The sequence below is a fragment of the Roseovarius atlanticus genome (assembly GCF_019802205.1).
Classification (GTDB): domain Bacteria; phylum Pseudomonadota; class Alphaproteobacteria; order Rhodobacterales; family Rhodobacteraceae; genus Roseovarius; species Roseovarius atlanticus_A.
On sequence record NZ_JAHVHQ010000002.1, the window covers coordinates 1,121,117 to 1,147,491 of the forward strand.

23 protein-coding genes are annotated in these 26,375 nt (G+C 66.4%); 17 read left to right on the forward strand and 6 right to left on the reverse strand.

The window, feature by feature from the left end:
* Positions 1-251: 251 nt before the first annotated feature.
* The 8 genes from uvrC (at position 252) to pnp (ending at position 8,307) form a co-directional block, all read left to right on the forward strand.
* The gene (uvrC, locus tag KUV49_RS05600) at positions 252-2,135 is read left to right on the forward strand and encodes an excinuclease ABC subunit UvrC (protein WP_222451988.1); all 1,884 of its coding nucleotides are present in this window, start codon (positions 252-254) and stop codon (positions 2,133-2,135) included.
* A 162-nt stretch (positions 2,136-2,297) separates the two neighbouring features.
* Positions 2,298-2,957: a CDP-diacylglycerol--glycerol-3-phosphate 3-phosphatidyltransferase gene (gene pgsA / locus KUV49_RS05605; protein ID WP_222451989.1), complete on the forward strand. Its 660-nt coding sequence runs from the start codon at positions 2,298-2,300 to the stop codon at positions 2,955-2,957.
* A gap of 3 nt (positions 2,958-2,960) precedes the next feature.
* The gene (moaD, locus tag KUV49_RS05610) at positions 2,961-3,206 is read left to right on the forward strand and encodes a molybdopterin converting factor subunit 1 (protein ID WP_222451990.1); all 246 of its coding nucleotides are present in this window, start codon (positions 2,961-2,963) and stop codon (positions 3,204-3,206) included.
* 4 nt (positions 3,207-3,210) lie between these two features.
* A complete protein-coding gene (locus KUV49_RS05615) occupies positions 3,211-3,651 on the forward strand; it encodes a molybdenum cofactor biosynthesis protein MoaE (protein ID WP_222451991.1) in 441 nt (146 codons plus the stop codon).
* A 75-nt stretch (positions 3,652-3,726) separates the two neighbouring features.
* The gene (locus tag KUV49_RS05620; protein ID WP_222451992.1) at positions 3,727-4,017 is read left to right on the forward strand and encodes an SCP2 sterol-binding domain-containing protein; all 291 of its coding nucleotides are present in this window, start codon (positions 3,727-3,729) and stop codon (positions 4,015-4,017) included.
* A gap of 138 nt (positions 4,018-4,155) precedes the next feature.
* Positions 4,156-4,452 carry a hypothetical protein gene (locus tag KUV49_RS05625; protein ID WP_222451993.1) on the forward strand — a complete coding sequence of 99 codons (297 nt, stop codon included), beginning with the start codon at positions 4,156-4,158 and terminating at the stop codon, positions 4,450-4,452.
* A gap of 278 nt (positions 4,453-4,730) precedes the next feature.
* A complete protein-coding gene (locus KUV49_RS05630) occupies positions 4,731-5,972 on the forward strand; it encodes a cation:proton antiporter (RefSeq protein ID WP_222451994.1) in 1,242 nt (413 codons plus the stop codon).
* A gap of 199 nt (positions 5,973-6,171) precedes the next feature.
* A complete protein-coding gene (pnp, locus tag KUV49_RS05635) occupies positions 6,172-8,307 on the forward strand; it encodes a polyribonucleotide nucleotidyltransferase (RefSeq protein ID WP_222451995.1) in 2,136 nt (711 codons plus the stop codon).
* 364 nt (positions 8,308-8,671) lie between these two features.
* On the opposite strand, the gene KUV49_RS05640 is transcribed toward pnp, so the two are convergent.
* On the reverse strand, positions 8,672-9,130 hold the full coding sequence (locus KUV49_RS05640; RefSeq protein WP_222451996.1) for an Lrp/AsnC family transcriptional regulator: 459 nt from the start codon (positions 9,128-9,130) through the stop codon (positions 8,672-8,674).
* A 135-nt stretch (positions 9,131-9,265) separates the two neighbouring features.
* Here KUV49_RS05640 and ald point away from each other — a divergent pair, with 135 nt between their 5' ends.
* Entirely contained in the window at positions 9,266-10,384 is a 1,119-nt protein-coding gene (gene ald / locus KUV49_RS05645; protein WP_222451997.1) for an alanine dehydrogenase, read from the forward strand.
* Between the two features lie 112 nt (positions 10,385-10,496).
* On the opposite strand, the gene KUV49_RS05650 is transcribed toward ald, so the two are convergent.
* Together KUV49_RS05650 and mscL are read right to left on the reverse strand one after the other, a co-directional pair.
* Entirely contained in the window at positions 10,497-12,281 is a 1,785-nt protein-coding gene (locus KUV49_RS05650; protein ID WP_222451998.1) for an SLC13 family permease, read from the reverse strand.
* A gap of 155 nt (positions 12,282-12,436) precedes the next feature.
* A complete protein-coding gene (mscL, locus tag KUV49_RS05655; RefSeq protein ID WP_222451999.1) occupies positions 12,437-12,868 on the reverse strand; it encodes a large conductance mechanosensitive channel protein MscL in 432 nt (143 codons plus the stop codon).
* Positions 12,869-13,043: 175 nt separating this feature from the next.
* Here mscL and KUV49_RS05660 point away from each other — a divergent pair, with 175 nt between their 5' ends.
* Positions 13,044-15,101: a hydantoinase/oxoprolinase family protein gene (locus KUV49_RS05660; RefSeq protein WP_222452000.1), complete on the forward strand. Its 2,058-nt coding sequence runs from the start codon at positions 13,044-13,046 to the stop codon at positions 15,099-15,101.
* Positions 15,098-16,831, forward strand: a complete 1,734-nt coding sequence (locus KUV49_RS05665) for a hydantoinase B/oxoprolinase family protein (protein ID WP_222452001.1) — start codon at positions 15,098-15,100, stop codon at positions 16,829-16,831. The genes KUV49_RS05660 and KUV49_RS05665 overlap by 4 nt, the downstream gene beginning before the upstream one ends.
* A gap of 98 nt (positions 16,832-16,929) precedes the next feature.
* Here KUV49_RS05665 and glmM read toward each other — a convergent pair whose 3' ends face one another.
* Positions 16,930-18,273 (reverse strand): phosphoglucosamine mutase, encoded by a 1,344-nt coding sequence (gene glmM, locus KUV49_RS05670; RefSeq protein ID WP_222452002.1) that lies wholly within the window; start codon positions 18,271-18,273, stop codon positions 16,930-16,932.
* Between the two features lie 206 nt (positions 18,274-18,479).
* Between glmM and KUV49_RS05675 the strand changes: the two genes are divergently transcribed.
* A complete protein-coding gene (locus KUV49_RS05675; protein WP_222452003.1) occupies positions 18,480-19,826 on the forward strand; it encodes a UDP-glucose dehydrogenase family protein in 1,347 nt (448 codons plus the stop codon).
* A gap of 1 nt (position 19,827) precedes the next feature.
* Here KUV49_RS05675 and KUV49_RS05680 read toward each other — a convergent pair whose 3' ends face one another.
* Together KUV49_RS05680 and KUV49_RS05685 are read right to left on the reverse strand one after the other, a co-directional pair.
* Positions 19,828-20,982 carry an amidohydrolase gene (locus KUV49_RS05680; RefSeq protein WP_222452004.1) on the reverse strand — a complete coding sequence of 385 codons (1,155 nt, stop codon included), beginning with the start codon at positions 20,980-20,982 and terminating at the stop codon, positions 19,828-19,830.
* Entirely contained in the window at positions 20,979-22,214 is a 1,236-nt protein-coding gene (locus tag KUV49_RS05685) for a glycerate kinase (RefSeq protein WP_222452005.1), read from the reverse strand. The genes KUV49_RS05680 and KUV49_RS05685 overlap by 4 nt, the downstream gene beginning before the upstream one ends.
* A gap of 108 nt (positions 22,215-22,322) precedes the next feature.
* Here KUV49_RS05685 and crcB point away from each other — a divergent pair, with 108 nt between their 5' ends.
* The 5 genes from crcB to KUV49_RS05710 all read left to right on the forward strand — a co-directional run bounded on the left by crcB (position 22,323) and on the right by KUV49_RS05710 (position 26,363).
* Positions 22,323-22,700 (forward strand): fluoride efflux transporter CrcB, encoded by a 378-nt coding sequence (crcB, locus tag KUV49_RS05690; RefSeq protein ID WP_222452006.1) that lies wholly within the window; start codon positions 22,323-22,325, stop codon positions 22,698-22,700.
* Positions 22,697-23,752 (forward strand): RluA family pseudouridine synthase, encoded by a 1,056-nt coding sequence (locus KUV49_RS05695; RefSeq protein WP_222452007.1) that lies wholly within the window; start codon positions 22,697-22,699, stop codon positions 23,750-23,752. The genes crcB and KUV49_RS05695 overlap by 4 nt, the downstream gene beginning before the upstream one ends.
* Positions 23,749-24,429 (forward strand): HAD-IA family hydrolase, encoded by a 681-nt coding sequence (locus KUV49_RS05700; RefSeq protein WP_222452008.1) that lies wholly within the window; start codon positions 23,749-23,751, stop codon positions 24,427-24,429. Before KUV49_RS05695 ends, KUV49_RS05700 begins: the two co-directional genes overlap by 4 nt.
* Positions 24,426-25,142: an ATP12 family chaperone protein gene (locus KUV49_RS05705; RefSeq protein ID WP_222452009.1), complete on the forward strand. Its 717-nt coding sequence runs from the start codon at positions 24,426-24,428 to the stop codon at positions 25,140-25,142. The genes KUV49_RS05700 and KUV49_RS05705 overlap by 4 nt, the downstream gene beginning before the upstream one ends.
* Positions 25,143-25,343: 201 nt before the next feature.
* Complete coding sequence (locus KUV49_RS05710; RefSeq protein ID WP_222452010.1) at positions 25,344-26,363, forward strand: amino acid ABC transporter substrate-binding protein; 1,020 nt, start codon at positions 25,344-25,346, stop codon at positions 26,361-26,363.
* The last annotated feature ends 12 nt before the right edge of the window (positions 26,364-26,375 follow it).

Genomic DNA, 26,375 nt, shown 5'->3' on the forward strand with positions numbered 1-26,375 from the left:
TACCTAAGCGTTACAAAATTTTTAATGTTTTCATATATTTGGGATACCACGGATTTTTAATCATTTGAAATCAAGAAGTTAAGTTTGTGCTTAATTTTTGGGCAATCTAACGAAGCAGGCTGAAAACAACGAAAAAATCCCGGTAACCGAAACTTGTCCGCAGAGTTATCCACACGATCCGTGGAGATGTTTCCTATTGCGGCGTGTGTGCTAATCATTGCAGCCCACGGGCAGAATCAAAACGTTAACGAATGATTAACAACACCAACAGCGACTCGGACGGCGATGCCGCCCCGGAGACCGGGCACAAGGTGATCCAGTCCTACCTCAAGACCCTGGACGGTTCGCCCGGGGTCTATCGTATGCTGGGGGCGCAGTCCCAGGTTCTGTATGTCGGCAAGGCGCGGAACCTGAAGGCGCGGGTGTCGAGCTATTCGCGGCCCACGGGGCATACGCCGCGGATCGCGCGGATGATCGCGGAAACCGCGTCGATGATGTTCCTGACCACGGCGACCGAGACCGAGGCGCTGCTGCTGGAACAGAACCTGATCAAGCAGCTGAAGCCGCGCTACAACGTGCTGTTGCGCGACGACAAGTCGTTCCCGAACATCCTGGTGACGGGCCACGACTTTCCGATGATCAAGAAGCATCGCGGCGCCAAGAAGGAGAAGGGGCAGTATTACGGGCCCTTTGCCAGCGCGGGGGCGGTGAACCGGACGCTGGGGCAGTTGCAGCGGGTGTTCCAGCTGCGCAATTGCAGCGACACGCAGTTCGAGAGCCGCACGCGGCCCTGCCTGCAATACCAGATCAAGCGCTGCACCGCGCCTTGCGTGGGGTATATCGGCAAGGCGGAGTATGCGGCGCAGGTGAAGGACGCGCAGCGCTACCTGTCGGGGCGGTCGACGGAGATACAGGAGAAGCTGGCCGCCGACATGCAGGAGGCCAGCGACGCGATGGAGTTCGAGCGCGCCGCGGCGTTGCGCGACCGGATCAAGGCGCTGACCCAGGTGCAGACGGCGCAGGGGATCAACCCGCGCACTGTGGGCGAGGCGGATCTGGTGGCGCTGCACCTGGAGAAGGGACAGGCCTGCGTGCAGGTGTTCTTCATCCGCGCGGGGCAGAACTGGGGGAACAAGGATTTCTATCCGCGCGTCGGCGCGGACGTGGCCGAGGCCGAGGTGCTGGAGGCGTTCCTGGGGCAGTTCTATGACACCAAGGACCCCGCGCGGCAGATCATCCTGAGCCACGAGATCGAAAACCCCGACCTTATGGCCGAGGCGCTGAGCGGCAAGCTGGGGCGCAAGGTGGAGTTGCTGGTGCCGCAGCGGGGCGAGAAGGCGGAGCTGGTCGAGGCGGCGTTGCGCAATGCGCGCGAGAGCCTGGCGCGGAAGATGAGCGAGAGCGCGACGCAGGCCAAGCTGCTGAAAGGCGTGGCGGAGGCGTTCGACCTGCCGGCCCCGCCGGAGCGGATCGAGGTCTATGACAACAGCCACATCCAGGGCGCGCACGCGGTGGGCGCGATGATCGTGGCGGGGCCCGAGGGGCTGATGAAGAACCAGTACCGCAAGTTCAACATCCGGGGCGACGAGCTGACACCCGGGGACGATTTCGGGATGATGAAGGAGGTCCTGACACGGCGGCTGAAGCGGCTGATCAAGGAGGACCCGGACCGCGACAAGGGGCTGTGGCCGGACTTGCTGCTGATCGACGGCGGGCAGGGGCAGGTCAGCGCGGTGCATTCGATCATGCAGGGGATGGGCGTGCGCGACCTGCCGATGGTGGGCGTGGCCAAGGGGCTGGACCGGGATGCCGGCAAGGAAGAGTTCCACCGGATGGGCAAGCGGCCGATGGCGCTGCGGCACAACGATCCGGTGCTGTATTTCATCCAGCGGCTGCGCGACGAGGCGCACAGGTTCGCCATCGGCACGCACCGGGCCAAGCGCACCAAGGCGGTGAGTGCCTCGCCGCTGGATGAAATCGCGGGGGTCGGCGCGGCGCGCAAGCGCGCGCTCCTGGCGCATTTCGGGTCCGCGAAGGCGGTGAGCCGGGCGAACCTGGCCGATCTGAAGGCGGTCGAGGGCGTCTCGGCGGCGCTGGCGCAGAAGGTCTATGACCACTTCCACGAGAAGGGCTGAGGGGCAGGCGGGAAGCGAGGGGCCAGCCCCTCGCGCTACAGGTTATATGCGAGGGGCCAGCCCCTCGCGCTCCCCGGAGTATTTGCCGCAAGAAAAAGCACGGTGCCGGGTTGTGGGATTCGGGGCTTTCGGACGGGGGCGGTTCGCACTAGATACAAACGCATGACGTGGAACATTCCCAACGTGTTGACCGTGCTGAGGCTGCTGGCGGCGCCGGCCGTGGCGGTGATGTTTCTGTATTTCCACCGGCCCTGGGCGGATTGGTTCGCGCTGGTGCTGTTCGTGAGCGCGGCGGTGACCGACTGGTTCGACGGCTATCTGGCGCGGTTGTGGAAGCAGACCACCAAGCTGGGCACGATGCTGGACCCGATTGCCGACAAGGCGATGGTGGTGATCGCGCTGGCGGTGATTTTGGGCTATTCGTCGATGTCGCCGTGGCTGGTGCTGCCGGCGACGATGATCCTGTTTCGCGAAGTGTTCGTGTCGGGCCTGCGGGAATACCTGGGCGACACGGCGGGGACGCTGAAGGTGACCAAGCTGGCCAAGTGGAAGACCACGTTGCAGATGGTGGCCATCGCGGTGCTGTTCGCGCAGGGCGTTTTCGAGCATTATTTCGGCATGTCCAGCATGGGCATGGACGAGGCGCTGGTGGCCGATGTGCTGGCAGGCCGCGAAGAGGACCTGATGGGCCTGCGCTGGAAGTTCCAGGGCATGGTGATCGCGTCGCATGCGGGGCTGTGGCTGTTGTGGATCGCGGCCGCGCTGACGCTGATCACCGGCTTTGACTATTTCCGCAAGGCGACGCCGTATCTGAGGGATTGAGCGATGGACGTGTTGTATTTCGCGTGGGTGCGGGAACGGATCGGGCGCCCCAGGGACACGGTGGACACCGGCGCCGCGACGGTGCGCGAGCTGGTCGAGGAGTTGCGGGCGCGGGAGGCGCGCTACGAGGCGGCCTTTGCCGATCTGGACGCGCTGCGCGTGGCGGTGGACCAGGAACTGGCGGATTTCGATGCGCCGCTGGCGGGCGTGCGCGAGGTGGCGTTCTTTCCGCCGATGACGGGAGGCTGAGGCCTTGGATATCCGGGTGCAGGACACGGCGTTCGATCTGGGCGAAGAGGTGAATGCGTTCGCCGCGCGGCAAAGCGGCATGGGCGCTGTCGTGAGCTTCACCGGGATCGTGCGGGACATTGCCCCGGGGCTGGAGGCGATGCAGATCGAGCATTACCCCGGCATGACCGAAAAGGCCCTGGCCGGGATCGCCGAGGAGGCGCGGACGCGCTGGAACCTGGGGGATGTGCTGGTGATTCACCGCCATGGCGCGCTGAAGCCCGACGAGATGATCATGATGGTCGCCACGTCCTCGCCGCACCGGGCCGATGCGTTCCAGGCGGCGGAGTTCCTGATGGATTACCTGAAGTCGCGCGCGCCGTTCTGGAAGAAGGAAGTGACGCGCGACGGGGCCGATTGGGTGGATGCCAAGGACGAAGACGAGGACGCGCTGGGCCGCTGGTGACGCAAGGTTCTCGTTGACCGGCGCGTGTCCGGCATGGAGAGATCTGCGCAGCATCCTTGAAAGGCGCATTTTCCGATGAACGAGACGATCCGGGGCTATGTCGAGACGCTGGACCCCAAGGCGAAGGGCGCCATTCGTGGCACGGCGAAACTGGTGATCGAGGGCGCGGGCAGCGTGATGCTGGACGAGACGGGTGCGCGGGCGGGCGACGAGGAAGCCGACGTGGTGCTGATGGCCAGCGACGCGGTCTTTCGCAACATCCTGTCGGGCGAGCAGAACCCGGTGATGGCCTACATGTCGGGCAAGCTGAAGGTCGAGGGCAACGCACAGCGGGCACTGAAGGTGAGCGGGATCCTGACCGGGTAGGTGCTCTAGTCCGGAAATGACTCGAGCGGCGGACCCGCCGGCTCTGTGTGCCGGGCCGGCGCCGCGCGGCGTTTCCGACGAATCGTGACAAAATTGTAAACCGTGCTAGCATTCACCTCTCTGGAGGGAGTTCATGCGATGGCAGTACCGGCACAGGTGACCTGGGCGAAGACTTCGGCGGAACCGGGGGCGGATATCCGGCAGCTCGGCGGATACGTGAAGAAATTCTTTGGCAAGGCGCCGTGGCAACTGAGGCCCGAGGACGCGATTGCGAGTATCGAGCATGACGAGTGGCGCTTTTACGTCGAGCTGGATGGCGAGAAGGTCTGGCTGGAGGTCGAGGAAGACCCGGGCGGGCAGAAACGGCTGAGCCTGTCGGGCGAAGTTCTGGCCGAAGAGGTCTTCGGATCGCTGCCGGACACGCCGACGCACTAACCATCGTGGTTTCCGCCGTCGCGGCCTGCGGTTGCGGAACTCGGTGTGGATATCGCTTTCCAGGGGGGACGGCTGAGCCGATGCGAACTCAGGGGGACTCTCGCGCGTTCCCTTCACCAGTTGCCTGACCTGGACGGTCGGGGGCGGCTTTTCCTGAACATTTGCGCACGACTTTGAAGCGCGCCTCGTTCCGACGCTCCGGCGGCCTTGCAGAGGTGGCTTGCGGGGCTATGTGACGTCCGGTCTTACGTCACGATCCCAACGGAACGATAGCGCCCATGAGTTCGGATTCCTTTTTCGCCTTCGATACCTATCACATCGCGCTGGCGGTGACCGGAATGATCGTCATCAGTGCGCGGTGGTTGCCGCGGCTGGTGTCGCGGGCGGAGCCGGTCTTTGCACCGCTGATGATCCTGTTCGGGGCCGCGGCCGCGATGGTGATCCCGGCCGCGAGTTTCATGCCGGACCCGCGCGAAGCACCGCTGGTGTGGGAGAGGATGAGCGAGCTGGCCGTGATCGTGGCGCTGTTCGGCACGGGAATGCGGATCGACACGATCAGCCCCTGGCGCAAGTGGAGTCCGACGATGCGGATGCTGGGCATCGCCATGCCGTTGACGATCGCCGCGGTGGCGCTTTTGGGCGTCGGCCTGGAGGGTCTGACCGTTGCCGCGGCGATCCTGCTGGGAGCGGTCATCGCGCCCACCGACCCGGTACTGGCGGCGGATGTTCAGGTCGGCCCGCCGCAGGAAGGCCGGGAGCATCCGGTGCGCTTTACCCTGACCACCGAGGCGGGGCTGAACGACGGGCTGGCGTTTCCGTTCGTCTACCTGGGGCTGGTCGTGGCCGCCGAAGGCCTGAACCCGGGCGCATGGGCGCTGGATTGGCTGGTCTGGGATGTGGTCTATCGCATCGCCGTCGGAACCGTGGCGGGATGGGCGGGCGGCCGTGCGCTTGCGCTGGTGCTGTTTTCGGTGCCGAGGAACGCGCCGCTGGCGGACACCGGATCCGGGGTGGTGGCCCTTGCAGGCGTGCTGTTGTGCTATGGGTCGACGGAGCTGGTGGAAGGCTATGGGTTCATCGCCGTAGCGGTGATGGGGCTGACCCTGCGCCGCGAAGAGAAGGACCATCGTTTTCACCGGCGGCTGCATGATTTCACGGAATCGATCGAACACGCGCTGACCGCGCTGCTGCTGATCGCGTTGGGGTCGGTCCTGCCGATGCTTCTTGCGGACCTGACCTGGAGCCAGGTCTGCATCGCGCTGATCCTGATCCTGATCATCCGGCCCGTTTCGGGATGGCTCAGCCTGACGGGATCGCGGATGCCGCACCGTGACCGGGCGGTCGTCGCGGTCTACGGCGTGCGCGGCATCGGCTCGATCTATTACCTGTGCTACGCGATGAGCCACGTGGATTTCGTGAACGAGAGCGAGCTGTGGTCGCTTGTCGGGCTGGTCATCCTGCTGTCCACGATCCTGCATGGCTTCAGCGTCAACTGGGCGATGCGCCGGATCGAGGATTGACGGCCCGGGCGGCGAAAGATCGGGCCGGGACATCGCGGCTTTCAATTCACGCAAATCTGCTGTATGGGCGCACTCATCTGAAACGTGACGCCTTAGACCCCGGCGCATGAGATGATGGAGGGGTCGGTGGCAATGGGGCCACCAATGTAACGGAGGACCCGGGATACGCCCGGGAGGGCCTCCAGCTAGGAAACGATAGATGTTCAAAGAAGTGAAAAAATCGATCCAGTGGGGCGAGGATACGCTGACACTGGAAACGGGCAAGGTTGCCCGTCAGGCGGATGGCTCGGTCATCGCCACCTACGGGGAAACCTCGGTCATGGCGAACGTGACCTTTGCAAAAGCCCCGCGTGAAGGTCAGGATTTCTTTCCGCTGACCGTTCACTACCAGGAGAAATACTATTCCGCGGGCAAGGTGCCCGGCGGCTTTTTCAAGCGTGAGGCACGGCCCACGGAAAAGGAAACCCTGACCGCGCGCCTGATCGACCGTCCGATCCGCCCGCTGTTCGTGCCGGGTTTCAAGAACGAAGTTCTGGTGATGTGCACCGTGCTGAGCCACGACCTGGTCAACGACCCGGACATGGTGGCGATGATCGCGGCCAGCGCCGCGCTGACCATTTCGGGCGCGCCCTTCATGGGGCCGATCGCGGGCTGCCGTGTCGGGTTCACCGATGGCGAGTACGTGCTGAACCCCGAGGTCGACGACATGCACGACCTGCGCAACAACCCCGAGCAGCGGCTCGACCTGGTGGTTGCGGGCACGAAGGGTGCCGTGATGATGGTGGAATCGGAAGCCTACGAGCTGACCGAAGAGGAAATGCTGGGCGCGGTGAACTTTGCGCATGAGCAGATCCAGCCGGTGATCGACATGATCATCGACCTGGCCGAGGACGCCGCCAAGGAACCGTTCGACTTCCAGCCGCCGGATTACAGCGACCTGTACGAGGCCGTGAAGGCGGCGGGCGAAGACAAGCTGGCCGCGGCCTACAAGATCCAGGACAAGCAGGAACGCACGAGTGCCGTTTCGGCCGCCAAGGAAGAGATCAAGGCGTCGCTGTCCGAAGAGCAGCTTGAGGATGCGAACCTGGGTTCGGCGTTGAAGAAGCTGGAAGCGTCGATCCTGCGCGGTGACATCGTGAAGTCCGGCAAGCGGATCGACGGCCGCAGCCTGGACGAGGTGCGCCCGATCGTGTGCGAAACCGGGCTGCTGCCGCGGACGCATGGCTCGGCGCTGTTCACGCGCGGCGAGACGCAAGGCCTGGTCGTGACCACGCTGGGCACCGGCGACGATGAGCAGATCATCGACGCGCTGCACGGCAACTTCCGCTCGAACTTCCTGCTGCACTACAACTTCCCGCCCTATTCGGTCGGTGAAGCCGGTCGCGTGGGCCCTCCGGGACGGCGTGAGATCGGTCACGGCAAGCTGGCATGGCGCGCGCTGCAGGCGGTGCTGCCGGCGGCGACGGATTTCCCCTACACCGTGCGGGTCGTGTCCGAGATCACCGAATCCAACGGCTCTTCGTCGATGGCGTCGGTTTGCGGCGGCTCTCTGTCCATGATGGACGCCGGTGTGCCGCTGAAGGCGCCGGTGGCCGGTGTGGCCATGGGCCTGGTGCTGGAAGACGACGGATCCTATGGCATCCTGACCGACATCCTGGGCGACGAGGATCACCTGGGCGACATGGACTTCAAGGTGGCGGGGACCGAAGCCGGTATCACGTCGCTGCAGATGGACATCAAGGTCGCGGGCATCACGCCGGAGATCATGGAGAAGGCACTGGAACAGGCGAAGGCCGGCCGGTTGCACATCCTGGGCGAGATGGGCAAGGCCCTGTCGGAAGCCGGTGATTTCTCGGTTCACGCGCCGCGCATCGAGACGATGCAGATCCCGACCGACAAGATCCGCGAAGTGATCGGGTCGGGCGGCAAGGTGATCCGCGAGATCGTCGAGGTGTCGGGCGCCAAGGTCGACATCAACGACGAAGGCGTGATCAAGATCGCGTCGCCCAACGGCGAGGCCATCCAGAAAGCCTACGACATGATCTATTCGATCGTGGCGGAGCCGGAAGAGGGCAAGGTCTACAAGGGCACGGTCGTGAAGATCGTGGACTTCGGCGCCTTCGTGAACTTCTTCGGCAAGCGCGACGGCCTGGTGCATGTCAGCCAGATCGAGAACCGCCGCCTGAACCATCCGTCGGACGTTCTGAAGGAAGGCCAGGACGTGTGGGTCAAGCTGCTGGGCTTTGACGACCGCGGCAAGGTGCGCCTGTCGATGAAGGTCGTCGACCAGGAGACCGGCGAGGAAGCCAAGAAAGAGGAACCCGCGGAAGAATAAATCCGCCGGTTTCGCAGAATCGAGAACCCCGGTGGCGACACCGGGGTTTTTTCGTGTGAAAGTGACGCTACGTCACAGCCAAAGGTAAGGTTTTCCATACGGGCCAAAGCCCATGTTTTTCCCCATATAGCACTCAGTCGCCCGTTGGTTGTAAAACGGGTGCCGAAAGGGTTTCCGGCCGCGCTGTCACTCACGGAGCATGCGCGTCGGAGGGGGCCTCGGTCAGAGAACCGGGGCCCTTTCATATTTCAGCGGTTTCATATCAGCGCGGGGTCGCGCCGGCCACTTCGGCCGGCACGGTGCAGCATCGCGTCACGAGTCGGGTGGGATGTGGAGTGCCGACAGGAAATCGGGCGGGCGTGACTCAGATCGGCAGGGCGGTGGTTTGCAGCACGGTGCGCAGGGCGAAACTGGATTGCATGGTGGCCACGCCGGGCAGGCGGGTGAGGTACTGGCGGTGGATGCGGGCGAAATCCTCGGTGTCCTCGACCGCGAGTTTCACCAGGTAGTCGGCGGTGCCCGCCGTCAGGTGGCATTCCAGCACGTCGGGGATGCGGGCGATGGCGGTCTCAAACGCGTCGAGCACGTCGTCGGACTGGGTGGTGAGCGTGATCTCGACGAAGACGGTCGTGGGCACGCCCATGCGGCGCGGATCCAGCAGGGCGACATAGCCCTTGATGTAGCCTTCGGTCTCGAGCCGCTGCACCCGGCGATGACAGGCCGAGGGCGACAGGTTTACCGCCTCGGCCAGGTCGGCATTGGAGATGCGGCCGCGTTTCTGTAGCACGCCGAGCAGGCGACGATCCATCGTGTCGAGGGTCATTCGGGGCAGATCCTGTGCATTCCGGGGCGGTCGTTCGAAGAATATTCCGTCACTTACCGCAGTGTCAGGCAAAATATCAAACCCCTTTCTTCGAGGGCACTGTATTCTACACTATAGCCCAAAGAGGAGTGCTATATGAAAATCGGTTGCCCGACAGAGATCAAACCGCAAGAATTCCGCGTGGGGATGACCCCCAATGCCGCCGGAGAGGCGGTGGCCCATGGGCACGAGGTCATCATCCAGGCCGGCGCCGGGAAGGGCGCGGGGTTCGAGGATGCGGATTATGTCGCCGCCGGAGCCCAGATCATCGACACGGCGGAAGAGGTGTTCGCCACCGCCGACATGATCGTGAAGGTCAAGGAGCCGCAGGCGGGAGAGCGCAAGATGTTGCGCGAGGGACAGTTGCTGTTCACTTATCTGCACCTGGCGCCCGACCCCGAGCAAACGAAGGATCTGATGGCGAGCGGCTGTACCGCGATTGCCTACGAGACGGTGACGGACGAGCGCGGCGGGCTGCCCCTGCTGGCGCCGATGTCCGAGGTCGCGGGCCGGCTGGCGCCGCAGGTGGGGGCCTATACGCTGCAGAAGGCCAATGGCGGGCGTGGCGTGCTGATGGGCGGCGTGCCCGGCGTGGGCCCGGCCAAGGTGCTGGTGATCGGTGGCGGCGTCGTGGGGACGCACGCCGCCAAGATCGCCGCCGGCATGGGCGCGGACGTGACCGTGCTGGACCGCTCGCTGCCGCGGCTGCGCTATCTCGATGACGTGTTCGGCGGGACGTTCAACACCGGCTATTCCTCGCAAGGCCTGCTGGCCGAGCATCTGACCCAGGCGGACATGGTGATCGGCGCGGTGCTGATCCCCGGCGCCGAGGCGCCCAAGCTGGTTCGCCGCGCGCAGTTCGCGGAGATGAAGCCGGGTGCGGTGCTGGTGGACGTGGCCATCGACCAGGGCGGATGTTTCGAGACCTCGAAGGCGACCACCCATGCCGACCCGATCTACGAGGTGGACGGGATCATGCATTACTGCGTCGCCAACATGCCGGGCGCCGTTGCGCGGACCTCGACGATTGCGCTGGGCAACGCGACGATGCCATTCATGCTGGCGCTGGCGGACAAGGGGTGGAAACAGGCCTGTGCCGACGATCCGCATCTGCTGAACGGCTTGAACGTCCATGCCGGACAGTTGACCTATTTCGCCGTCGGCAAGGCGCTGGGGATCGACGTGATCTCGCCGCAGATGGTGGTCAAGGGGTAGGACCCGCGTGGGTTTTCACCCACCCTACGAGGTCCCGGACCAGGCTTGGCACGAATGATAAGGGGGCTGCCCGTCGGGGCGGCCCCTTTCCTGTTGTCGGCGGACGGTTGCGTCAGAGCGGAAAGAAGAAGCTGATCGCCAGTGTCGCGGTCACGCCGACGATGATGTTCATCGGCACGCCGACCTTGAGAAAATCGGTGAAGCGGTAGTTGCCCGCGCCATAGACCAGCGTGTTGGTCTGGTACCCGATCGGCGTGGCGAAGCTGGCGCTGGCCGAGAACATGACCGCGACGACGAAGGCGCGGGGATCGACGCCCAGCTGGCTGGCCAGCGCCACGACGATGGGCGTGAAGATGACCGCGACGGCGTTGTTGGTGACCACCTCGGTCAGGATCGAGCCGACCGCGTAGATGGCCAGCAGCGTCAGGAAGGGGGGCAGGCCCTCAAGCCATGGCGTGAGCGCGGCGACCAGCATCTCGACCGCGCCGGTCTGTTCCAGCCCCGCGCCGACGATCAGCATGGCGAAGATCAGCACCAGGATCGAGCCGTCGATGGAGGACCACGCCTCGTCGCTGTCGATGCAGCGCAGCACCAGGATGGCGGCGACGCCGACGAGGGCGAGGATGCCGATGGGCATGATGTCGAAGGCCGCAAGGCCGACGATGCCCAGAAGCGTCAGGATCGCGACCGGGGCCTGCTTGCGGCGGAACGCCCGCCCGCCCGGTTCGCTGACCGAGACGACATCGCCGGACTTGCGCAATTCCTCGAAGCCTTCGGAGGTGCCTTCGAGCAGGAGCTTGTCGGCGGGGCGCAGGCGCACGCCGGACAGGTCGGCCCCGGCAATGTGCCCGGCCCGGAACGCGCCCAGAACACGCATCCCGGCCCGGCGCCCCAGTGCAAGATCGGCGATGCGGACGCCGGTGCTGCGGCGCGATGGGGTGACGATGGCCTCGGCGACGCGGATATCGGCCTCGGGGTCAAGTTCGACCGTGCGGCGCAGGCCGACGCGCAGGCCGGGCGTTTCGGAGAAGGTCAGGATCTCGGACGTGGGGGCCAGAAGGACGACCGCATCGCCACGGGCGATGACCTGTTCGGCCAGGTCGCGACGCTCGATCTGGCTGCCGCGGCGCAGGCCGGTGACGCGGATGCTGTTGCGCTGGAACGCGGCGACCTCGGACAGGCGCATCCCGATCATGGGGGAGTCCGCGAGGACCGTGACCTCGGACAGGAAGGCGGTTTCCGATGTTTCGGCCTCTTCGGTGTTCGAGCGGCGGTCGGGCAGGAGGAAGCGCCCCAGGAGCAGCATCGCCGCACCGCCGACGATGGCGACGGCGATGCCCACCGGAGCGATTTCGAAGATCGAGAAGGGCTCCAGCCCGGCCTCGCGCGCGACGCCGTCGACCAGCAGGTTGGTCGAGGTGCCGATGAGCGTGCAGGTGCCGCCCAGCACCGCGGCATAGGAGAGCGGAATAAGCAGGCGCGTGGCGGCGATGTTCAGGCTGCCGGCCAGGCGCATGACCACCGGGATCAGCACAAGCACGACGGGCGTGTTGTTGATGAAGGCCGACGCGGCGATGGTGGCGAAGATGAAGATGCCGATGGCCAGGAGCGGCCGGTCCCTGGCGCGGCCTATGACCAGCCCGGCGATGGCGTCCAGAACGCCGGTGCGGACCAATGCGCCCGACACCACGAACATCGCGGCGATGGTGATGGGGGCGGAGCTGGAAAAGACATCCATCACCTCGTCCGTGGGCACGAGTCCCAGGACGATGAAGAGCGCGGCCGCCCCGGTGGCGGTCACTTCGGGCGGGTATTTTTCAAGCGTGAAGGCGACGAAGAGGAGCGCGAGGATGACAAGCGCGATGACAGGGGCGTTAGCCCCGATGAGGTCGTGCATTTCCGCAACCTGGAACGAGATACTCTGCGGCGGAGCATAGGCCTGTTGATCGCAATGACCAGAGGGATTCGCGCAGGGAGCGGCGCGGTGCCGAATTGCGTCAGGCGAGCCCTTTCACAAGAGCCCGCCAGACACGGTGATTCCGGGCTGTGGCCTTACCGGGCCTTGAGGGCGTCGCGGATCTCGATCAGCAGGTCGATCTCGTTGGGGCCGGGGGCCGCTTGGGGGGCTTCTTCCTTCTTCTTGAAGGCGGCGTCCTTTACCTTGTTCACGTAGCGCACCAGCATGAACACGACGAAAGCGATGATCAGGAAGTTGATCACGGCCATGACGAAGGCGCCCCAGGCGAAGACGGCGGCGCCGGCCTCGCGTGCCGCCTCGAGCGAAGCGCCCGCGGGAACGTCGCCCGACAGGACCACATAATTGTTGGTGAAATCGAGCCCGCCGGTGAAGAGACCGATGATCGGGTTGATCAGGTCGGCCACCATCGACGAGACGATGGCGGTGAAGGCCGCCCCGATGATGATGCCGACGGCCATGTCCATGACATTGCCGCGGGCAATGAAGTCTTTGAATTCGCTTAGCATTTTTGTGTCCTCTTTCCGTGGTGAGGCTGTTTTCGCCTCTGCCGGAGGTTCCATTAGCACAGGTTGATGAAAAACCGTGACGATTTGTTCGGGGAAAGATGCAGGGACTCTCCCCGAGATTGACTTTTGCCGACCCCTCGCGGACGGTCCATCTGGGTGCAGGCAAGGGACGACGATGACAGACCGGCAGACGGGCACGATCGTGGGGATCGACGTGGGGGGAACCTTTACCGACCTGGTGGAGCTTGACCCGGCCACCGGGCGGGTCAGGCTGGCGAAGGTGCCGACCACGGTGGAGAACCAGGCGTCGGGCGTGATGCATGCGCTGGGGGCCGCCGAGACGGAGCTGGCGGCGATCGACCTGATTGTGCACGGCACCACGACGACGACCAACGCGGTGCTGGAACGCAAGCTGAGCCGGACCGGGCTGATCACGACACAAGGCTTTCGCGACGTGCTGGAGCTGGGGCGGCGGACGCGGCCGCAGGCCTATGGCATGAGGGGGGCATTCACGCCGATCATTCCGCGCGACCTGCGGATCGAGGTGCCCGAACGGGTGGATGCCACCGGAGAGGTGGTGGTGCCGCTGGACGACGAGGCGGTGAGACAGGCGGCGGAGCGGTTGCTGGCCGAGGGGTGCGAGGCGGTGGTGGTGCATTTCCTGCATGCCTATGCCAACCCGGCGCATGAACAGCGCGCCGGAGAGATCCTCGCCGGGGTCTGGCCCAATGACCACATCACGCTGGGTCATGCGATCCTGCAGGAAAGCCGGGAATACGAGCGCGGCGTCACGGCGGCGGTGAATGCCAGCGTGCAGCCGATCCTGGATCGCTATCTGAAGCGTCTGACCGACAGCCTGTCGGAGGGCGGGTATGGCCATGACGTTCTGGTGATGAACGGCAATGGCGGCATGGTGTCGGCCCGGCTGGTGGCGCGGGAGGCGGCGAAGACGGTGATGTCGGGGCCGGCCTCGGGCGTGATGGCGGCGGCCTATACCGGGCGGCAGGCCGGGGTGGTGAACCTGATCACCTATGACATGGGCGGCACCTCGACCGACGTGGCGCTGATCCGGGGGGCTGAGCCGCCGGTGTCGCACGAGATCGAGATCGAGTACGCCATGCCGATCCATGTGCCGATGGTGGATGTACGCACGGTGGGGGCCGGTGGCGGGTCGATCGCGCGGGTGAATGCGGCGGGCCTGCTGGATGTGGGGCCGGAAAGCGCCGGGGCCGATCCGGGGCCGATCTGTTACGGGCGGGGCGGGACGCGGCCGACGATCTCGGACGCGAACCTGATCCTGGGGCGGCTGGACGCGGCAAGGCTGGCCAAGGCCGGAGGGGTCAGCCCGGGCGACGTGGCGCAGGCCTTTGCACGGGACCTGGCCGAGCCGCTGGGGCTGGACGTGACCGAGGCGGCGCTGGCGGTGATCCGCATGGCGAATACCAAGATGGCCGGGGCCATCCGCATGGTGTCGCTGTCGCTGGGGGCGGACCCCAGGGATTTCGCGCTGTTCGCCTTTGGCGGGGCGGGGCCGCTGCATGCCTGCGCGCTGGCGCGGGAGCTGGGTGTGCCGCGCGTTCTGGTGCCGGCCCGGCCCGGGATCACCAACGCGCTGGGCTGCGTGGTGGCGGACCTGCGGCATGATTTCGTGCAGACGGTGAACCGGCCTGTCCATGCGCTGGGGGCGGGCGAGCTGGCCGGTGTGTTCGCAGGGCAGGCGGCGGCGGGCAAGGCGATGCTGGACCGCGAGCGCGTGGCGATGACCGGGGTGCGCCATGTCTACAGCGTGGACATGCAGTTTGTCGGGCAGACCCACCTGTTGCGCGTGCCGCTGGAACGGCCGGACGTGACGCCGGAGGAATTGCAGGCGCTGTTCGAGGATGTCTATTTCGCGCGCTTCAAGGTCAGGTTGCCCGAGATCCGGGCGCAGGTGGTCAATGCCAACTGCTCGGTCGTCGGGGAACGGGCGCCGCTGGATCTGTCGGTGCTGGTGGACCCAGGCGGACGCAAGGCGACGCTTGCGGAGGCGCAGACCGGGGCGCGTCGGGTGCGGTTCGAGGACGGCTGGCACGAGACGCCGGTCTACTGGCGCGATCACCTGCCGCTGGAGTTCCGGCTGGAAGGTCCGGGGATCGTGGCGCAGATGGACACCACCGTGCTGATCGAGCCGGGCTGCGTGGCGACGGGGGATGCGCATGGCAACATCCTGATCGCGGTGGGAGAGGCGCCATGACGATGGATCCGATTACCCTGTCGGTGATCCAGGCCGGGTTGCAGCAGGTCTGCGACGAGATGGACCTGGCGTTTTCCCGCGCCGCGTTCTCGCCGGTGATCGCCGAGGCGAATGACCGCTCGGACGGGATATATGCCGCCGCCGATGGCGCGTTGATCGCGCAGGGCGCGGGCGGGCTGCCGGTTTTCGTGGGCACGATGCAGTATTCCACGGCGACGCTGATCGAGATGATCGGGGACGGGCGCGTGGGCGCGCCGGAGCCGGGGGATATCTATATCGTCAACGATCCGTATCTGGGCGGCACGCATTTGATGGACGTGCGGTTTGCGCGGCCTTTTTATAGGGGCGAGCGGCTGTTCTGCTGGCTGTCGAATACCGGGCATTGGCCCGACACCGGGGGTGCGGTGCCCGGAGGGTTCTCGGCCAGTGCGACGGCGGTGGAGCAGGAGGGGTTGCGCCTGCCGCCGGTGAAGCTGTTCAAGCGGGGGCGGATGGATGCGGAGATCTACAGCATCATCTGTTCCAACATCCGGGTGGCGGACCAGAGGATTGGCGACGTGCGGGCACAGGCCGCCGCGCTGGACCTGGGGGCCGAGCGGCTGGGCGCGCTGATGGATCGCTATGGCGATGACGTGGTGGAGGGCGCGATTGCGGAGTTGCGGACCCGTGCGGCGCAGCAGATGCGGCGGTTCATAGGTGAGATACCGGACGGCGCGTACGAGGCCGTTGCGTGGATCGACAGCGATGGGGTTGTCGACGCGCCGCTGGCGATAAGGCTGACCGTCACGCGCGAGGCAGAGCGGCTGGTGTTCGATTTCGCCGGGTCGGCGCCGCCGTGCCTGGGACCGATGAACTCGGTCCGGGCGACGACGCTGAGCTCGGTCTACCTGGCGATGCGGCATGTCTTTCCCGACGTGCCGATCAGCGAGGGGGCGTTCGAGCCCTTGGAGGTGGTGGGAATCGAAGGCACGTTCCTGGATGCGCAATACCCGCGCCCGGTGTCGGGCTGTGCCGCCGAGGTCAGCCAGCGGATCGCGGAGGCGGTGTTCGCCGCGCTGGTGCAGGCGTTGCCCGACCGGGTGACGGCGGCCCCGGCGGGAACCAGCGGAAACTTCGCGCTGGGCGGGCATGACCCGGCGAAGGCGCGCGATTTTGTGATGTACCAGCTGTCGGGCGGCGGTTATGGCGGCTGGGCCGAAGGGGACGGGATCACCAACGGCTGTTCCACCATCGGGATTTCCAAGGCGCCGCCGGTGGAGATCATGGAGCAGGCCTTTCCGGTGCTTTACCACCGTTACGCGCTGCGCGACGGGTCGGGCGGGGCCGGCCGGATGCGCGGCGGGTTCGGCCTTGAATACGAGCTGGAGTTGCGGCGCGGGCAGGCCAAGGCGAGCTTCGTCATGGATCATGGGCGGTACGGGCCGCAAGGTGCCATGGGCGGCGGCGACGGCGCGCCGAACGAGGTGACGGTGTGGCGTGGCGAGGTGCCCTATACGCCGGTGCACCTGTCGAAGGAGCAGGACATTCCGCTGGGTCCCGGCGACCGGGTGCGGGTGAAGACGCCCGGGGGTGGCGGGTACGGCGACCCGATGCAGCGGGACCCGGGGCTGGTGGCCGAGGATGTGCGGCTGGGGCGCTACTCGGTCGAGGAGGCGGAGCGGCTCTTTGGCGTGGTCATCGAGGCGGGCGCGGTGGACAGGGTGGCGACGACGCAGCGGCGGATGGGGTGAGGCGCGATACCAGCGGGGATCGGAAACTTTGAAAGTTTCCGATCCGATTTCTTTTCAAGAAATCGGCTGCCCTGTGGGACGTTGGGTGAACTGGCGGTTCAGACGGTCGCCTGTTTCACCGCGCCCACCACATCGTCCAGTACCGTGTCCAGAAGGGCGGGATCCAGTGACTCGCCCATGACGCGGATCAACGGCTCGGTGCCGGACTTGCGGATCAGCAGGCGGCCGTCGCTGCCCAGCTTCTTCTCGCCGTCGGCGATGGCCTGTTGCACCCTGTCGGCCTCGAGCGGGGTCTGGCCGGTCTGGTAGCGGACATTCACCAGCTTTTGCGGGATCGGCGTGAAGACGCGCGCCAGTTCGCTGGCCTTCTGGCCGGTTTCCACCATCGAGGCGAGGAATTGCAGCGCGCCGATCAGGCCGTCGCCGGTGGTGGCGTAGTCGGTCATGACGATATGGCCGGATTGCTCGCCGCCCAGGTTGTGGCCGCCGGCGCGCATCTCCTCGACCACGTAACGGTCGCCGACCTTGGTGCGCTTGAGGCCGATGCCTTTGGATTCCAGATGGCGTTCCAGCCCGAGGTTGGACATGACCGTGGCGACCAGCGCGTCGCCCTTGAGCCGGCCCTCGGCGGCCCAGCGGGTGGCGATGAGGGCCATGATCTGGTCCCCGTCGGCGATATGCCCGGTCTCGTCGATCAGCACGAGGCGGTCGGCATCGCCGTCGAGGCAGATGCCGAGGTCGGCGCGGGTTTCCAGCACCTTGCGCGCGGCGGCGTCGGGGTGGGTGGAGCCGCACTCGAAGTTGATATTGGTGCCGTCGGGCTCGATCCCCATGGGGATCACGTCGGCGCCCAGTTCCCAGAGGACGGCGGGGGCGGTCTTGTAGGCGGCGCCATTGGCGCAGTCGACCACGATGCGCAGGCCTTCGAGGCGGCCGCGATAGGGGAAGGTCGTCTTGGCGTACTCGACATAGCGGCCGCGGGCATCCTCGAACCGCTTGGCACGGCCGATGTTTTCCGGCTTTGCGAGGCGGACGCCGTCATGCAGCAGTTGCTCGATCCCGGCCTCGGAGTCGTCCGACAGCTTGAAGCCGTCGGGGCCGAAAAGCTTGATGCCGTTGTCGCTGGCCGGGTTGTGGCTGGCCGAGATCATCACGCCCACATCGGCGCGCAGCGAGTGCGTGAGGTAACCGACGGCGGGCGTGGGCACCGGGCCCAGCAGGAACACGTCCATCCCGGTCGAGGCGAAGCCGGCGGTCAGGGCATATTCGATCATGTAACCCGACAGGCGGGTGTCCTTGCCGATCACCACGCGGTGTTCCTGGTCGTCGCGGCGGAAATGCCGCCCGGCGGCGGCGCCGAGCCGGAGCGCGAGTTCGGCGGTCATGGGCCATGTGTTGGCCTCGCCCCGGACGCCGTCCGTTCCGAACAGTTTTTCAGCCATGCAATCGCACCTTTCGCCGCGTGACGTTTTCGTGACCATCCTCTTACCCGCGCCTCGTCGTCCTGTCCAACAGTCGCGGGGCGGCTGAGCGGTTTGTGGCATAGAACGCATAGTGACCCGCGTCCGTCACAGATGCGCGTTGACGGGCGGGCAGGCGCAACCGCATAAGGTCGTGGGGGCGACAGGCGGATCGAGGGCGAAACCCGATGAAGATTGCGATGATTGGAACCGGCTATGTCGGGCTTGTGTCCGGGGTGTGTTTCTCGGATTTCGGGCATGACGTTGTCTGCGTGGACAAGGATGCCGCCAAGGTCGAAAAGCTGAACCGCGGCGAGGTGCCGATCTACGAGCCGGGGCTGGATGTCCTGATGCAGAAGAACGTCGAGGCCGGGCGGCTGTCGTTCACCCAGGACCTGCCGCAGGCTCTGGACGGGGCCGAGGCGGTATTCATTGCCGTGGGCACGCCGACGCGGCGCGGGGACGGGCATGCCGACCTGACCTATGTCATGGCCGCGGCGGTCGAGGTCGCGAGGGTGGTGAAGGATTACATCGTGATCGTCACCAAGTCGACGGTGCCGGTGGGCACCAACCGGCAGGTGAAACAGGCGGTGCGCAAGGCCAACCCGGACCTTGAGTTCGACGTCGCCTCGAACCCCGAGTTCCTGCGCGAGGGCGCGGCAATCGAGGATTTCATGAAACCCGACCGCGTGGTCGTGGGCGTGCAGTCGCAGCGCGCGGCGGAGGTGATGGAGGATATCTATCGCCCGCTTTACCTGCGCGAGTTTCCGATCCTGGTCACGGACCTGGAAAGCGCCGAGATGATCAAGTACGCGGCGAACGCGTTCCTGGCGACCAAGATCACCTTTATCAACGAGATTGCCGCGCTGTGCGAACGCACCGGCGCGGATGTGAAACAGGTGAGCCGGGGCATGGGCCTGGACGGGCGGATCGGCAACAAGTTCCTGCATGCCGGCCCGGGCTATGGCGGCAGCTGCTTTCCCAAGGACACCCGCGCGCTGGCCCGGACGGGGCAGGAATACGGTGTGCCGCTGCACATCACCGAGGCGGTGATTTCCGTCAACGAAGAGATGAAGCGGCGGATGATCGACAAGCTGCTGGACCTTTGCGAGGGCAGCTTCAACGGCAAGACCATCGCGGTGCTGGGGGCGACGTTCAAGCCCAACACCGACGACATGCGCGAGGCGCCGTCGCTGACCATCGTGCCGGCGCTGGTGGGCGGTGGGGCCAAGGTGCGGATCTGCGACCCGCAGGGCGAGCGTGAAGGCACCGAGCGCCTGCCGGGCGTGCAATGGGTCGAGAACGCCTACAAGGCGGTGGGCAATGCCGATCTTGTGGTGATCCTGACGGAATGGAACGAGTTCCGGGCGCTGGACCTGAAGCGGATCGCGCGGCGGATGAACGTGGCGCGGATGGCGGATCTGCGGAACATCTACTCGGTCAAGGATGCCAAGCGGGCCGGCTTTGTCGCCTATGACAGCGTGGGACGCACGGCGTTCGAGCGCAAGCCAGAGGCGGAAGAAGCCGCCGAGTAGGTCAGGTGCCCAGCTCGGCCCGCGTCACGGCGACCCAGAAGGCCGCGCCGTGGGCGAGGGCCGCGTCGTTGAAGTCGTAATCCGCCGAATGCAGCGGGCGGGCATAGGGGCCCTCGGTGCCGTTGCCCATCAGCACGAAGCAGCCGGGGCGCGTGGCGGCCATCTCGGCGAAATCCTCGGAAAAGAGTTTCGGCGGGCAGGCCGCGTCCATCTCTGCGCCGATCGCCTGTGCTGCGGCGGTGGCGGTGGCGACGGGCCGGGCCGCGTTGATCGTGGGGCGGAAGATCGTGTCATAGGCGACATGGCCGCTGACTTCATGGGCGGCGCAGATGCCGCTGACGATGCGGCGCATGGCGGATTCAATGTTGGCGTTGACCTCGGGCGTGAGGGCGCGGGCGTCGCCGGTAAGGGTGGCGCGGCCGGGCAGGACGTTGCGCTTGCCGTCGGTCTCGAACCCGGTGACCGAGACGACGCCGTTCTGCGCCGGGTCGAGCTTGCGCGAGACGATGGTTTGCAGCGCGCCGACGATTTCCGCGCCGATGGTGATGGCGTCGGCGCCCATGTGCGGCAGGGCGGCGTGGCCGCCGCGGGCCTCGATGGTGATCTCGAAAAGTGCTTCGCTGGCGGTGATCGGCCCCACGCGCGTGGCGAACTGGCCCACGGGCATGCCGGGGATGTTGTGCATGCCATAGATGGCCTCGACGCCGAAGCGGTCGAACACGCCGTCGGCGATCATGGCGGTGGCGCCCTGGCCGTGCTCCTCGTTCGGCTGGAAGAGGAAGACGATGCGGCCCGAGAGATCGCCCGCTTCAGCGAGGGCCTTTGCCGCGCCGAGCGCCATGCTGGTGTGGCCGTCATGGCCGCAGGCGTGCATCTGGCCGGGGATCTCCGAGCGGTGGGCGATGTCGGTCTGCTCGGTGATGGGCAGCGCGTCCATGTCGGCGCGAATGGCGATGGTGCGCGTGCCGTTGCCCTTTTGCAGGATGCCCACGACGCCAGACCGGCCGATGCCGGTGTGGACCTCCAGCCCGAAGCCGCGCAGCAGGTCGGCGACGCGGGCGCTGGTGCGGGGCAGGTCGAAGCCCAGTTCCGGCATCCGGTGAAAGGCGTGGCGCCATTCGGTCATCTGCGCGGGGAGGTCGGGCGGGAGGGTCATGACCCCGGAAGCACGAGGATGGCGCGGAAGTCGTTGACGTTGGTGAGCGTGGGGCCGGTCACCACCTGGTCGCCGATGCGCCCGAAAAAGCCATGGGCGTCGTTGATGGCGAGCGCGTCGGCGGCGTCGGGAGCTTTCGTGAGCGTCTCGGGCGAGATGATCGCGCCCGCGACCTCTGCCGCGCCGTCGACGCCGTCGGTGTCGCAGGCCAGCGCGTGGATGCCGGGCGCGCCGTCGAGGGCGAGCGCGAGGGCGAGGCAGTATTCGGCGTTGGGCCCGCCGCTGCCATTGCCGCGGCGGGTGACGGTGAGTTCGCCGCCCGACAGGAGGAGGATGGGTTTGTCGCCCTGTGTTTTGCGCGCGAGGGCGGCATGGTCGGCGGCGACGTCGCGGGCCTCGCCTTCGATGGCGTCGCCGAGGATTTGCACCTCGATGCCTTCCGCTTCGGCTATTTCGGCGGCGGCGGCCAGCGATTGCGAGGGGGCGGCGTAGATCACGTTTTCCACGGTCGCGAGGCGCGGATCGTCGGGAGGCAAGGGGTTGCCGCCCGCGTTCAGGTAGTCGGTGATGGAGGGCGACGGCGTGACGTTCCAGCGGGCCAGCGTTTCCAGCGCGCGGGCCGGGGTGCCGGTGTCGCCCACGGTGGGACCGCTGGCGATGTCGCCGGGGTTGTCGCCGGGGACGTCGGAGATCAGCAGGGCCAGCATCCTGGCCGGGTAGGCGGCGGCGGCGAGCTTGCCGCCCTTGACCGCCGAGATCTGCTTGCGGATGCCGTTGATGGCGCCGATGGGCGCGCCGGAGGCCAGCAGCGCGTCGGTGAGCGCCTGTTTTTCGGTGAGGGTGATGCCTTGGGCCGGGGCACAGAGGAGTGCGGAGCCGCCGCCGGATATGAGAGCCAGCACGGTGTCGCCTTCGCCGCAGCTTTCCAAGAGCGTCAGCATCCGGCGCGTGGCGTCGACCCCGGCCTGATCGGGGACGGGATGGGCGGCCTCGACGATCTCGATTCCCTCGCAGGGGCGGGCGTAGCCGTAGCGGGTGATCACCAGGCCCTCGCAGGGGCCATAGGCGGCCTCGACCGCCTCGGCCATGCGGGCGCTGGCCTTGCCGGCGCCGATCACCACCAGCCGGCCCTCGGGGCGGGGCGGCAGGTGGGCGGCGAGGCTTTGCATCGGGTCGGCCACTTCCACGGCGCGGTCGAAGAGGCGGCGCAGGAAGCTGTCGGGGTCTTGCATAGGGGGCTCCGGGTCTTGGGGTTGACGCAGCGTAGCGTCGTTCACGGCGCATGCAAGCCAAGCCTGCCCAGCTTGACAAAACCGGGGTCAGAGGCGACAGACGCGGCCATGTGGATGACCTTTCTCCAGGTGGGCCTTGGCGGTGCCATAGGCTCGATGCTGCGCTTCGGCGTGGGGCAGGCGGTGGCGCGTCACGTCGCTGGCGGGTTCCCGTTGGGGGTGCTGCCGGTGAACATCCTGGGGTCGTTCGTGATGGGGATGGTGGTGATCTATACGTTCGAAAAGGATCTGACGCAGTTGAACCCCTTGTTGATGGCGGGGGTACTGGGCGGATTCACGACCTTCTCGGCCTTCTCGCTGGAGGCGTTCACCCTGTACGAGCGGGGCGCGGTCGGGACGGCGGCGCTTTACGTGATCCTGTCGGTCGCCTTGTCGGTGCTCGGGCTGGCGCTGGGTGTCTGGCTGGCGCGGGGGATCTGGGCATGAGCGGCGTACAGACATTGACGGTCGAGCCCGGCGAGGGCGATCAGCGGCTGGACCGCTGGCTGCGGCGGCGGTTTCCGCACGTGGCGCAGGGCCGGATCGAGAAGATGTGCCGCAAGGGCGAACTGCGCGTCGATGGCGGGCGGGTGAAGGCAAACACGCGGCTGGAAGAGGGCCAGCAGGTGCGCGTGCCGCCCCTGCCGGATCCGGGCGAGGTGGAAAGCGCGCCTGTCGAGAAGCAGAAGACGAAGATCTCGGACGCCGACGCCAAGATGATCCGGGACGCGGTGATCTATCGCGACGATCATATCATTGCGCTGAACAAGCCGCCGGGCCTGCCGGTGCAGGGGGGCAGCAAGCTGACCCGGCACGTGGACGGGCTGGCCGATGCGCTGCGGTTCGGGATGGAGGAAGCGCCGCGGCTGGTGCACCGGCTGGACAAGGACACGTCCGGTGTCCTGATCCTGGCCCGCACGCGGGCGATGGCGGCGGCGATGACGCAGGCGATACGGCACCGCGAGACGCGCAAGATCTACTGGGCCGTGGTGGCGGGCGTGCCGACGCCCTATCTGGGCGAGATCAAGTACGGGCTGGTCAAGGCCGGGGGGCATGGCGCGCGCGGCGAGGGCGAGAAGATGGTCTGCATCCATCCCGGAGAGGTGGACCGCACCCAGGGCGCCAAGCGGGCGATCACGCAATATGCCACGCTCTACCGGGTCGCCAGCCGGGCCGCGTGGGTGGCGATGGAGCCGATTACCGGCCGGACGCACCAGCTGCGCGCGCATATGGCCGAGATCGGGCACCCCATCGTGGGCGATGGCAAGTATGGCGGGTCGGGCCAGGAGAACCTGGGCGATGGCTGGGGCGCGAAGCTGGGCGGGATCATCTCGAACAAGCTGCACCTGCATGCGCGGACCATGGCGTTCGAGCATCCGGTGACGAAAAAGCCCGTGGTGATCGACGCCGACCTGCCCGAGCACATGGCAAACACGTTCGAGACGCTGGGCTGGACGCCGGACCTGGCCGCCGAGGACCCGTTCGAGGCGCTGCGATGAGCGCGCTGCGGCTGGTGATCTTCGACGTGGACGGCACGCTGGTGGACAGCCAGGCGGATATCGTCGCGGCGATGAGCCATGCCTTTGCCCGCGCCGGGCGGGAGGCACCGACGCGCGAGGCGATCCTGTCGATTGTCGGGCTGTCGCTGGACCGGGCGATGACCGTGCTGGCGCCGGACATGGACGCAGCGATGCACGCGCGCATGGTGGAGTGGTACAAGGAGGCGTATATCGCCCTGCGGGCCAAGATCGGCGCGGCGGAATCCTCGCCGCTCTATCCCGGGGCGCGAGAGGTTCTGGAGGCGCTTCACGCGCAGCCCGAGACGCTGCTGGGCGTGGCGACGGGCAAGTCGCGCCGGGGGCTGGACAAGCTGCTGGAGGGGCATGGGCTGGAGCGGATGTTCATCACCCAGCAGGTCAGCGACCACCACCCGTCGAAACCGCACCCGTCAATGATTCGGGCAGCATTGTCCGAGACCGGGCTGGAGCCGCACCAGGCGGTGATGGTCGGCGACACGAGTTTCGACATGGAGATGGCCGCCGCCGCGGGCGTGGCAGGCATCGGGGTCGGCTGGGGCTATCACCCGCGCGAAGCGCTGGGCGCGGCGCGGCACGTGATCGAACGTTTCGACGACCTGCCGCCCCTTCTGCAAGAGATATGGGAGACGGCGGCATGAGCGAGTGGAAGGCCAAGCGGTTCTGGAAAGAGGCCGCGGTCGTCGAAGACGAGGGCGGCTATGGCATCCGGCTGGACGGGCGGGCGGTCAGGACGCCGGCCAAGGCCGCGATGATCGTGCCGACGCGCGCGCTGGCCGAAGCGGTCGCCGCCGAATGGGACGCGCAGGAGGATCTGATCCTACCCGGCACGATGCCGGTCACACGCTCGGCCAACGCAGCCATCGACAAGGTGCGGCATCAGCATGCCGAGGTGGCCGACATGCTGGCGGGTTACGCCGATACCGACCTGCTGTGCTATCGCGCGGACAGCCCCGACAGCCTGATCCGGCGGCAGGCGGAGGCGTGGGATCCGCTGCTGGACTGGGCGGAGGCGCGCTATGGGGCGCGGCTGGTTCCGGTAGCGGGCGTGATGCACCGCCCGCAGGAGGCTGGCGCCCTGGCACAATTTTCAGCACAAGTGCACGCGATGGACAATTTCACCCTCACGGCGTTTCACGATCTTGTGGGGTTGTCGGGGTCGCTGGTCATCGGCCTTGCGGCGCTGGAGGAGGCGCGCCCCGCCGAAGATCTGTGGGAGCTGTCGCGGCTCGACGAGCGCTGGCAGGAAGACCAATGGGGCATTGACGAAGAGGCGCGCGCCGTGGAGGCGGTGAAACGGGCGGAATTCCTTCATGCCAAGAGGTTCAGCGCCCTGAGCGCGACGCCGGAATAGAGAGAAAAACATCGGTTTCCCAAACGGAAGCATTGGCCTGAAACCATCGTTTTTCGTGACACGGGTCTTGACCTTCAGGAATGAATCCACTCACACTTATGCACACTGACGTGGGGGGAACCCCTTTCACAGTATCGCTCCGGTCCGCTCGGGCCGACCAAACCGCCCTCGATCGGGCGGATACATCAGGAAGAGGTAAACATGAAAAAATCCGTATTTCTAGGCGCGCTGACGGTGGCCGGCCTTACGGCTGGCGCAGCTGCGGCCGCGACGCTTGACGACGTCAAGGCACGCGGCACGCTGAACTGCGGCGTGACCACCGGCCTGGTCGGCTTTGCCGCCCCGGATTCCAACGGGAACTGGGATGGCTTCGACGTCGGCGTTTGCCGTGCTGTCGCCGCCGCCGTGCTGGGGGATCCGCAAGCGGTCGAATTCGTGCCCACCACCGGCAAGACGCGCTTTACAGCGCTGGCCTCGGGCGAGATCGACATGCTGGCCCGGAACACGACCTGGACCTTCTCGCGCGATGTCGACCTGAAGTTCGAATTCGTCGGCGTGAACTACTACGACGGCCAGGGCTTCATGGTTCCCAAGGAGCTGGGCGTGTCCTCGGCCAAGGATCTGGACGGCGCGACCGTCTGCATCCAGACCGGCACCACGACCGAGCTGAACCTGGCGGACTATTTCCGCAAGAACAGCATGAACTACGAGCCGGTTCCGATCGAAACCAACGCCGAAGCGCAACAGCAGTACCTGGCTGGCGCATGTGACGTCTACACCACCGACGCCTCGGGCCTGGCCGCAACGCGCGCCGCGTTCGAAGATCCGTCGGCGCATGTGCTGCTGCCCGAGATCGTCTCGAAAGAGCCGCTGGGCCCGCTGGTCCGTCACGGTGATAACGAGTGGGGCGACGTGGTTCGCTGGACCCTGAACGCGCTGATCGCGGCCGAAGAACTGGGCGTCACCAGCGCCAACATCGCCGACATGGCATCGACCGCCGGCGACAGCCCGGAGATCAACCGCCTGCTTGGCACCGAGGGCAACCTTGGCGAGATGCTGGGCCTCGAGGCCGACTGGGCCGTGAAGGCCATCTCGGCCGGCGGCAACTATGGCGAGCTCTTCGAGAAGAACATCGGTGAGACAACGCCGATCGGTCTGGCGCGCGGCCTGAACGCGCAGTGGACCGATGGTGGCCTGCTCTACGCGCCGCCGTTCCGCTAAGATACCAAGTCG

Excerpts from the sequence above, each read along its gene's own strand:
- KUV49_RS05660 (WP_222452000.1), top strand. The coding sequence starts at position 13,044 with ATGACAGACCGGCAGACGGGCACGATCGTGGGGATCGACGTGGGGGGA.
- KUV49_RS05620 (WP_222451992.1), top strand. The coding sequence starts at position 3,727 with ATGAACGAGACGATCCGGGGCTATGTCGAGACGCTGGACCCCAAGGCG.
- pgsA (WP_222451989.1), top strand. The coding sequence starts at position 2,298 with ATGACGTGGAACATTCCCAACGTGTTGACCGTGCTGAGGCTGCTGGCG.
- KUV49_RS05710 (WP_222452010.1), top strand. The coding sequence starts at position 25,344 with ATGAAAAAATCCGTATTTCTAGGCGCGCTGACGGTGGCCGGCCTTACG.
- KUV49_RS05640 (WP_222451996.1), bottom strand. The coding sequence starts at position 9,130 with ATGACCCTCGACACGATGGATCGTCGCCTGCTCGGCGTGCTACAGAAA.
- KUV49_RS05665 (WP_222452001.1), top strand. The coding sequence starts at position 15,098 with ATGACGATGGATCCGATTACCCTGTCGGTGATCCAGGCCGGGTTGCAG.
- ald (WP_222451997.1), top strand. The coding sequence starts at position 9,266 with ATGAAAATCGGTTGCCCGACAGAGATCAAACCGCAAGAATTCCGCGTG.
- KUV49_RS05675 (WP_222452003.1), top strand. The coding sequence starts at position 18,480 with ATGAAGATTGCGATGATTGGAACCGGCTATGTCGGGCTTGTGTCCGGG.
- moaD (WP_222451990.1), top strand. The coding sequence starts at position 2,961 with ATGGACGTGTTGTATTTCGCGTGGGTGCGGGAACGGATCGGGCGCCCC.
- KUV49_RS05695 (WP_222452007.1), top strand. The coding sequence starts at position 22,697 with ATGAGCGGCGTACAGACATTGACGGTCGAGCCCGGCGAGGGCGATCAG.
- mscL (WP_222451999.1), bottom strand. The coding sequence starts at position 12,868 with ATGCTAAGCGAATTCAAAGACTTCATTGCCCGCGGCAATGTCATGGAC.
- KUV49_RS05685 (WP_222452005.1), bottom strand. The coding sequence starts at position 22,214 with ATGCAAGACCCCGACAGCTTCCTGCGCCGCCTCTTCGACCGCGCCGTG.
- KUV49_RS05705 (WP_222452009.1), top strand. The coding sequence starts at position 24,426 with ATGAGCGAGTGGAAGGCCAAGCGGTTCTGGAAAGAGGCCGCGGTCGTC.
- uvrC (WP_222451988.1), top strand. The coding sequence starts at position 252 with ATGATTAACAACACCAACAGCGACTCGGACGGCGATGCCGCCCCGGAG.
- KUV49_RS05630 (WP_222451994.1), top strand. The coding sequence starts at position 4,731 with ATGAGTTCGGATTCCTTTTTCGCCTTCGATACCTATCACATCGCGCTG.
- crcB (WP_222452006.1), top strand. The coding sequence starts at position 22,323 with ATGTGGATGACCTTTCTCCAGGTGGGCCTTGGCGGTGCCATAGGCTCG.
- KUV49_RS05625 (WP_222451993.1), top strand. The coding sequence starts at position 4,156 with ATGGCAGTACCGGCACAGGTGACCTGGGCGAAGACTTCGGCGGAACCG.
- KUV49_RS05650 (WP_222451998.1), bottom strand. The coding sequence starts at position 12,281 with ATGCACGACCTCATCGGGGCTAACGCCCCTGTCATCGCGCTTGTCATC.
- pnp (WP_222451995.1), top strand. The coding sequence starts at position 6,172 with ATGTTCAAAGAAGTGAAAAAATCGATCCAGTGGGGCGAGGATACGCTG.
- KUV49_RS05700 (WP_222452008.1), top strand. The coding sequence starts at position 23,749 with ATGAGCGCGCTGCGGCTGGTGATCTTCGACGTGGACGGCACGCTGGTG.
- KUV49_RS05680 (WP_222452004.1), bottom strand. The coding sequence starts at position 20,982 with ATGACCCTCCCGCCCGACCTCCCCGCGCAGATGACCGAATGGCGCCAC.
- glmM (WP_222452002.1), bottom strand. The coding sequence starts at position 18,273 with ATGGCTGAAAAACTGTTCGGAACGGACGGCGTCCGGGGCGAGGCCAAC.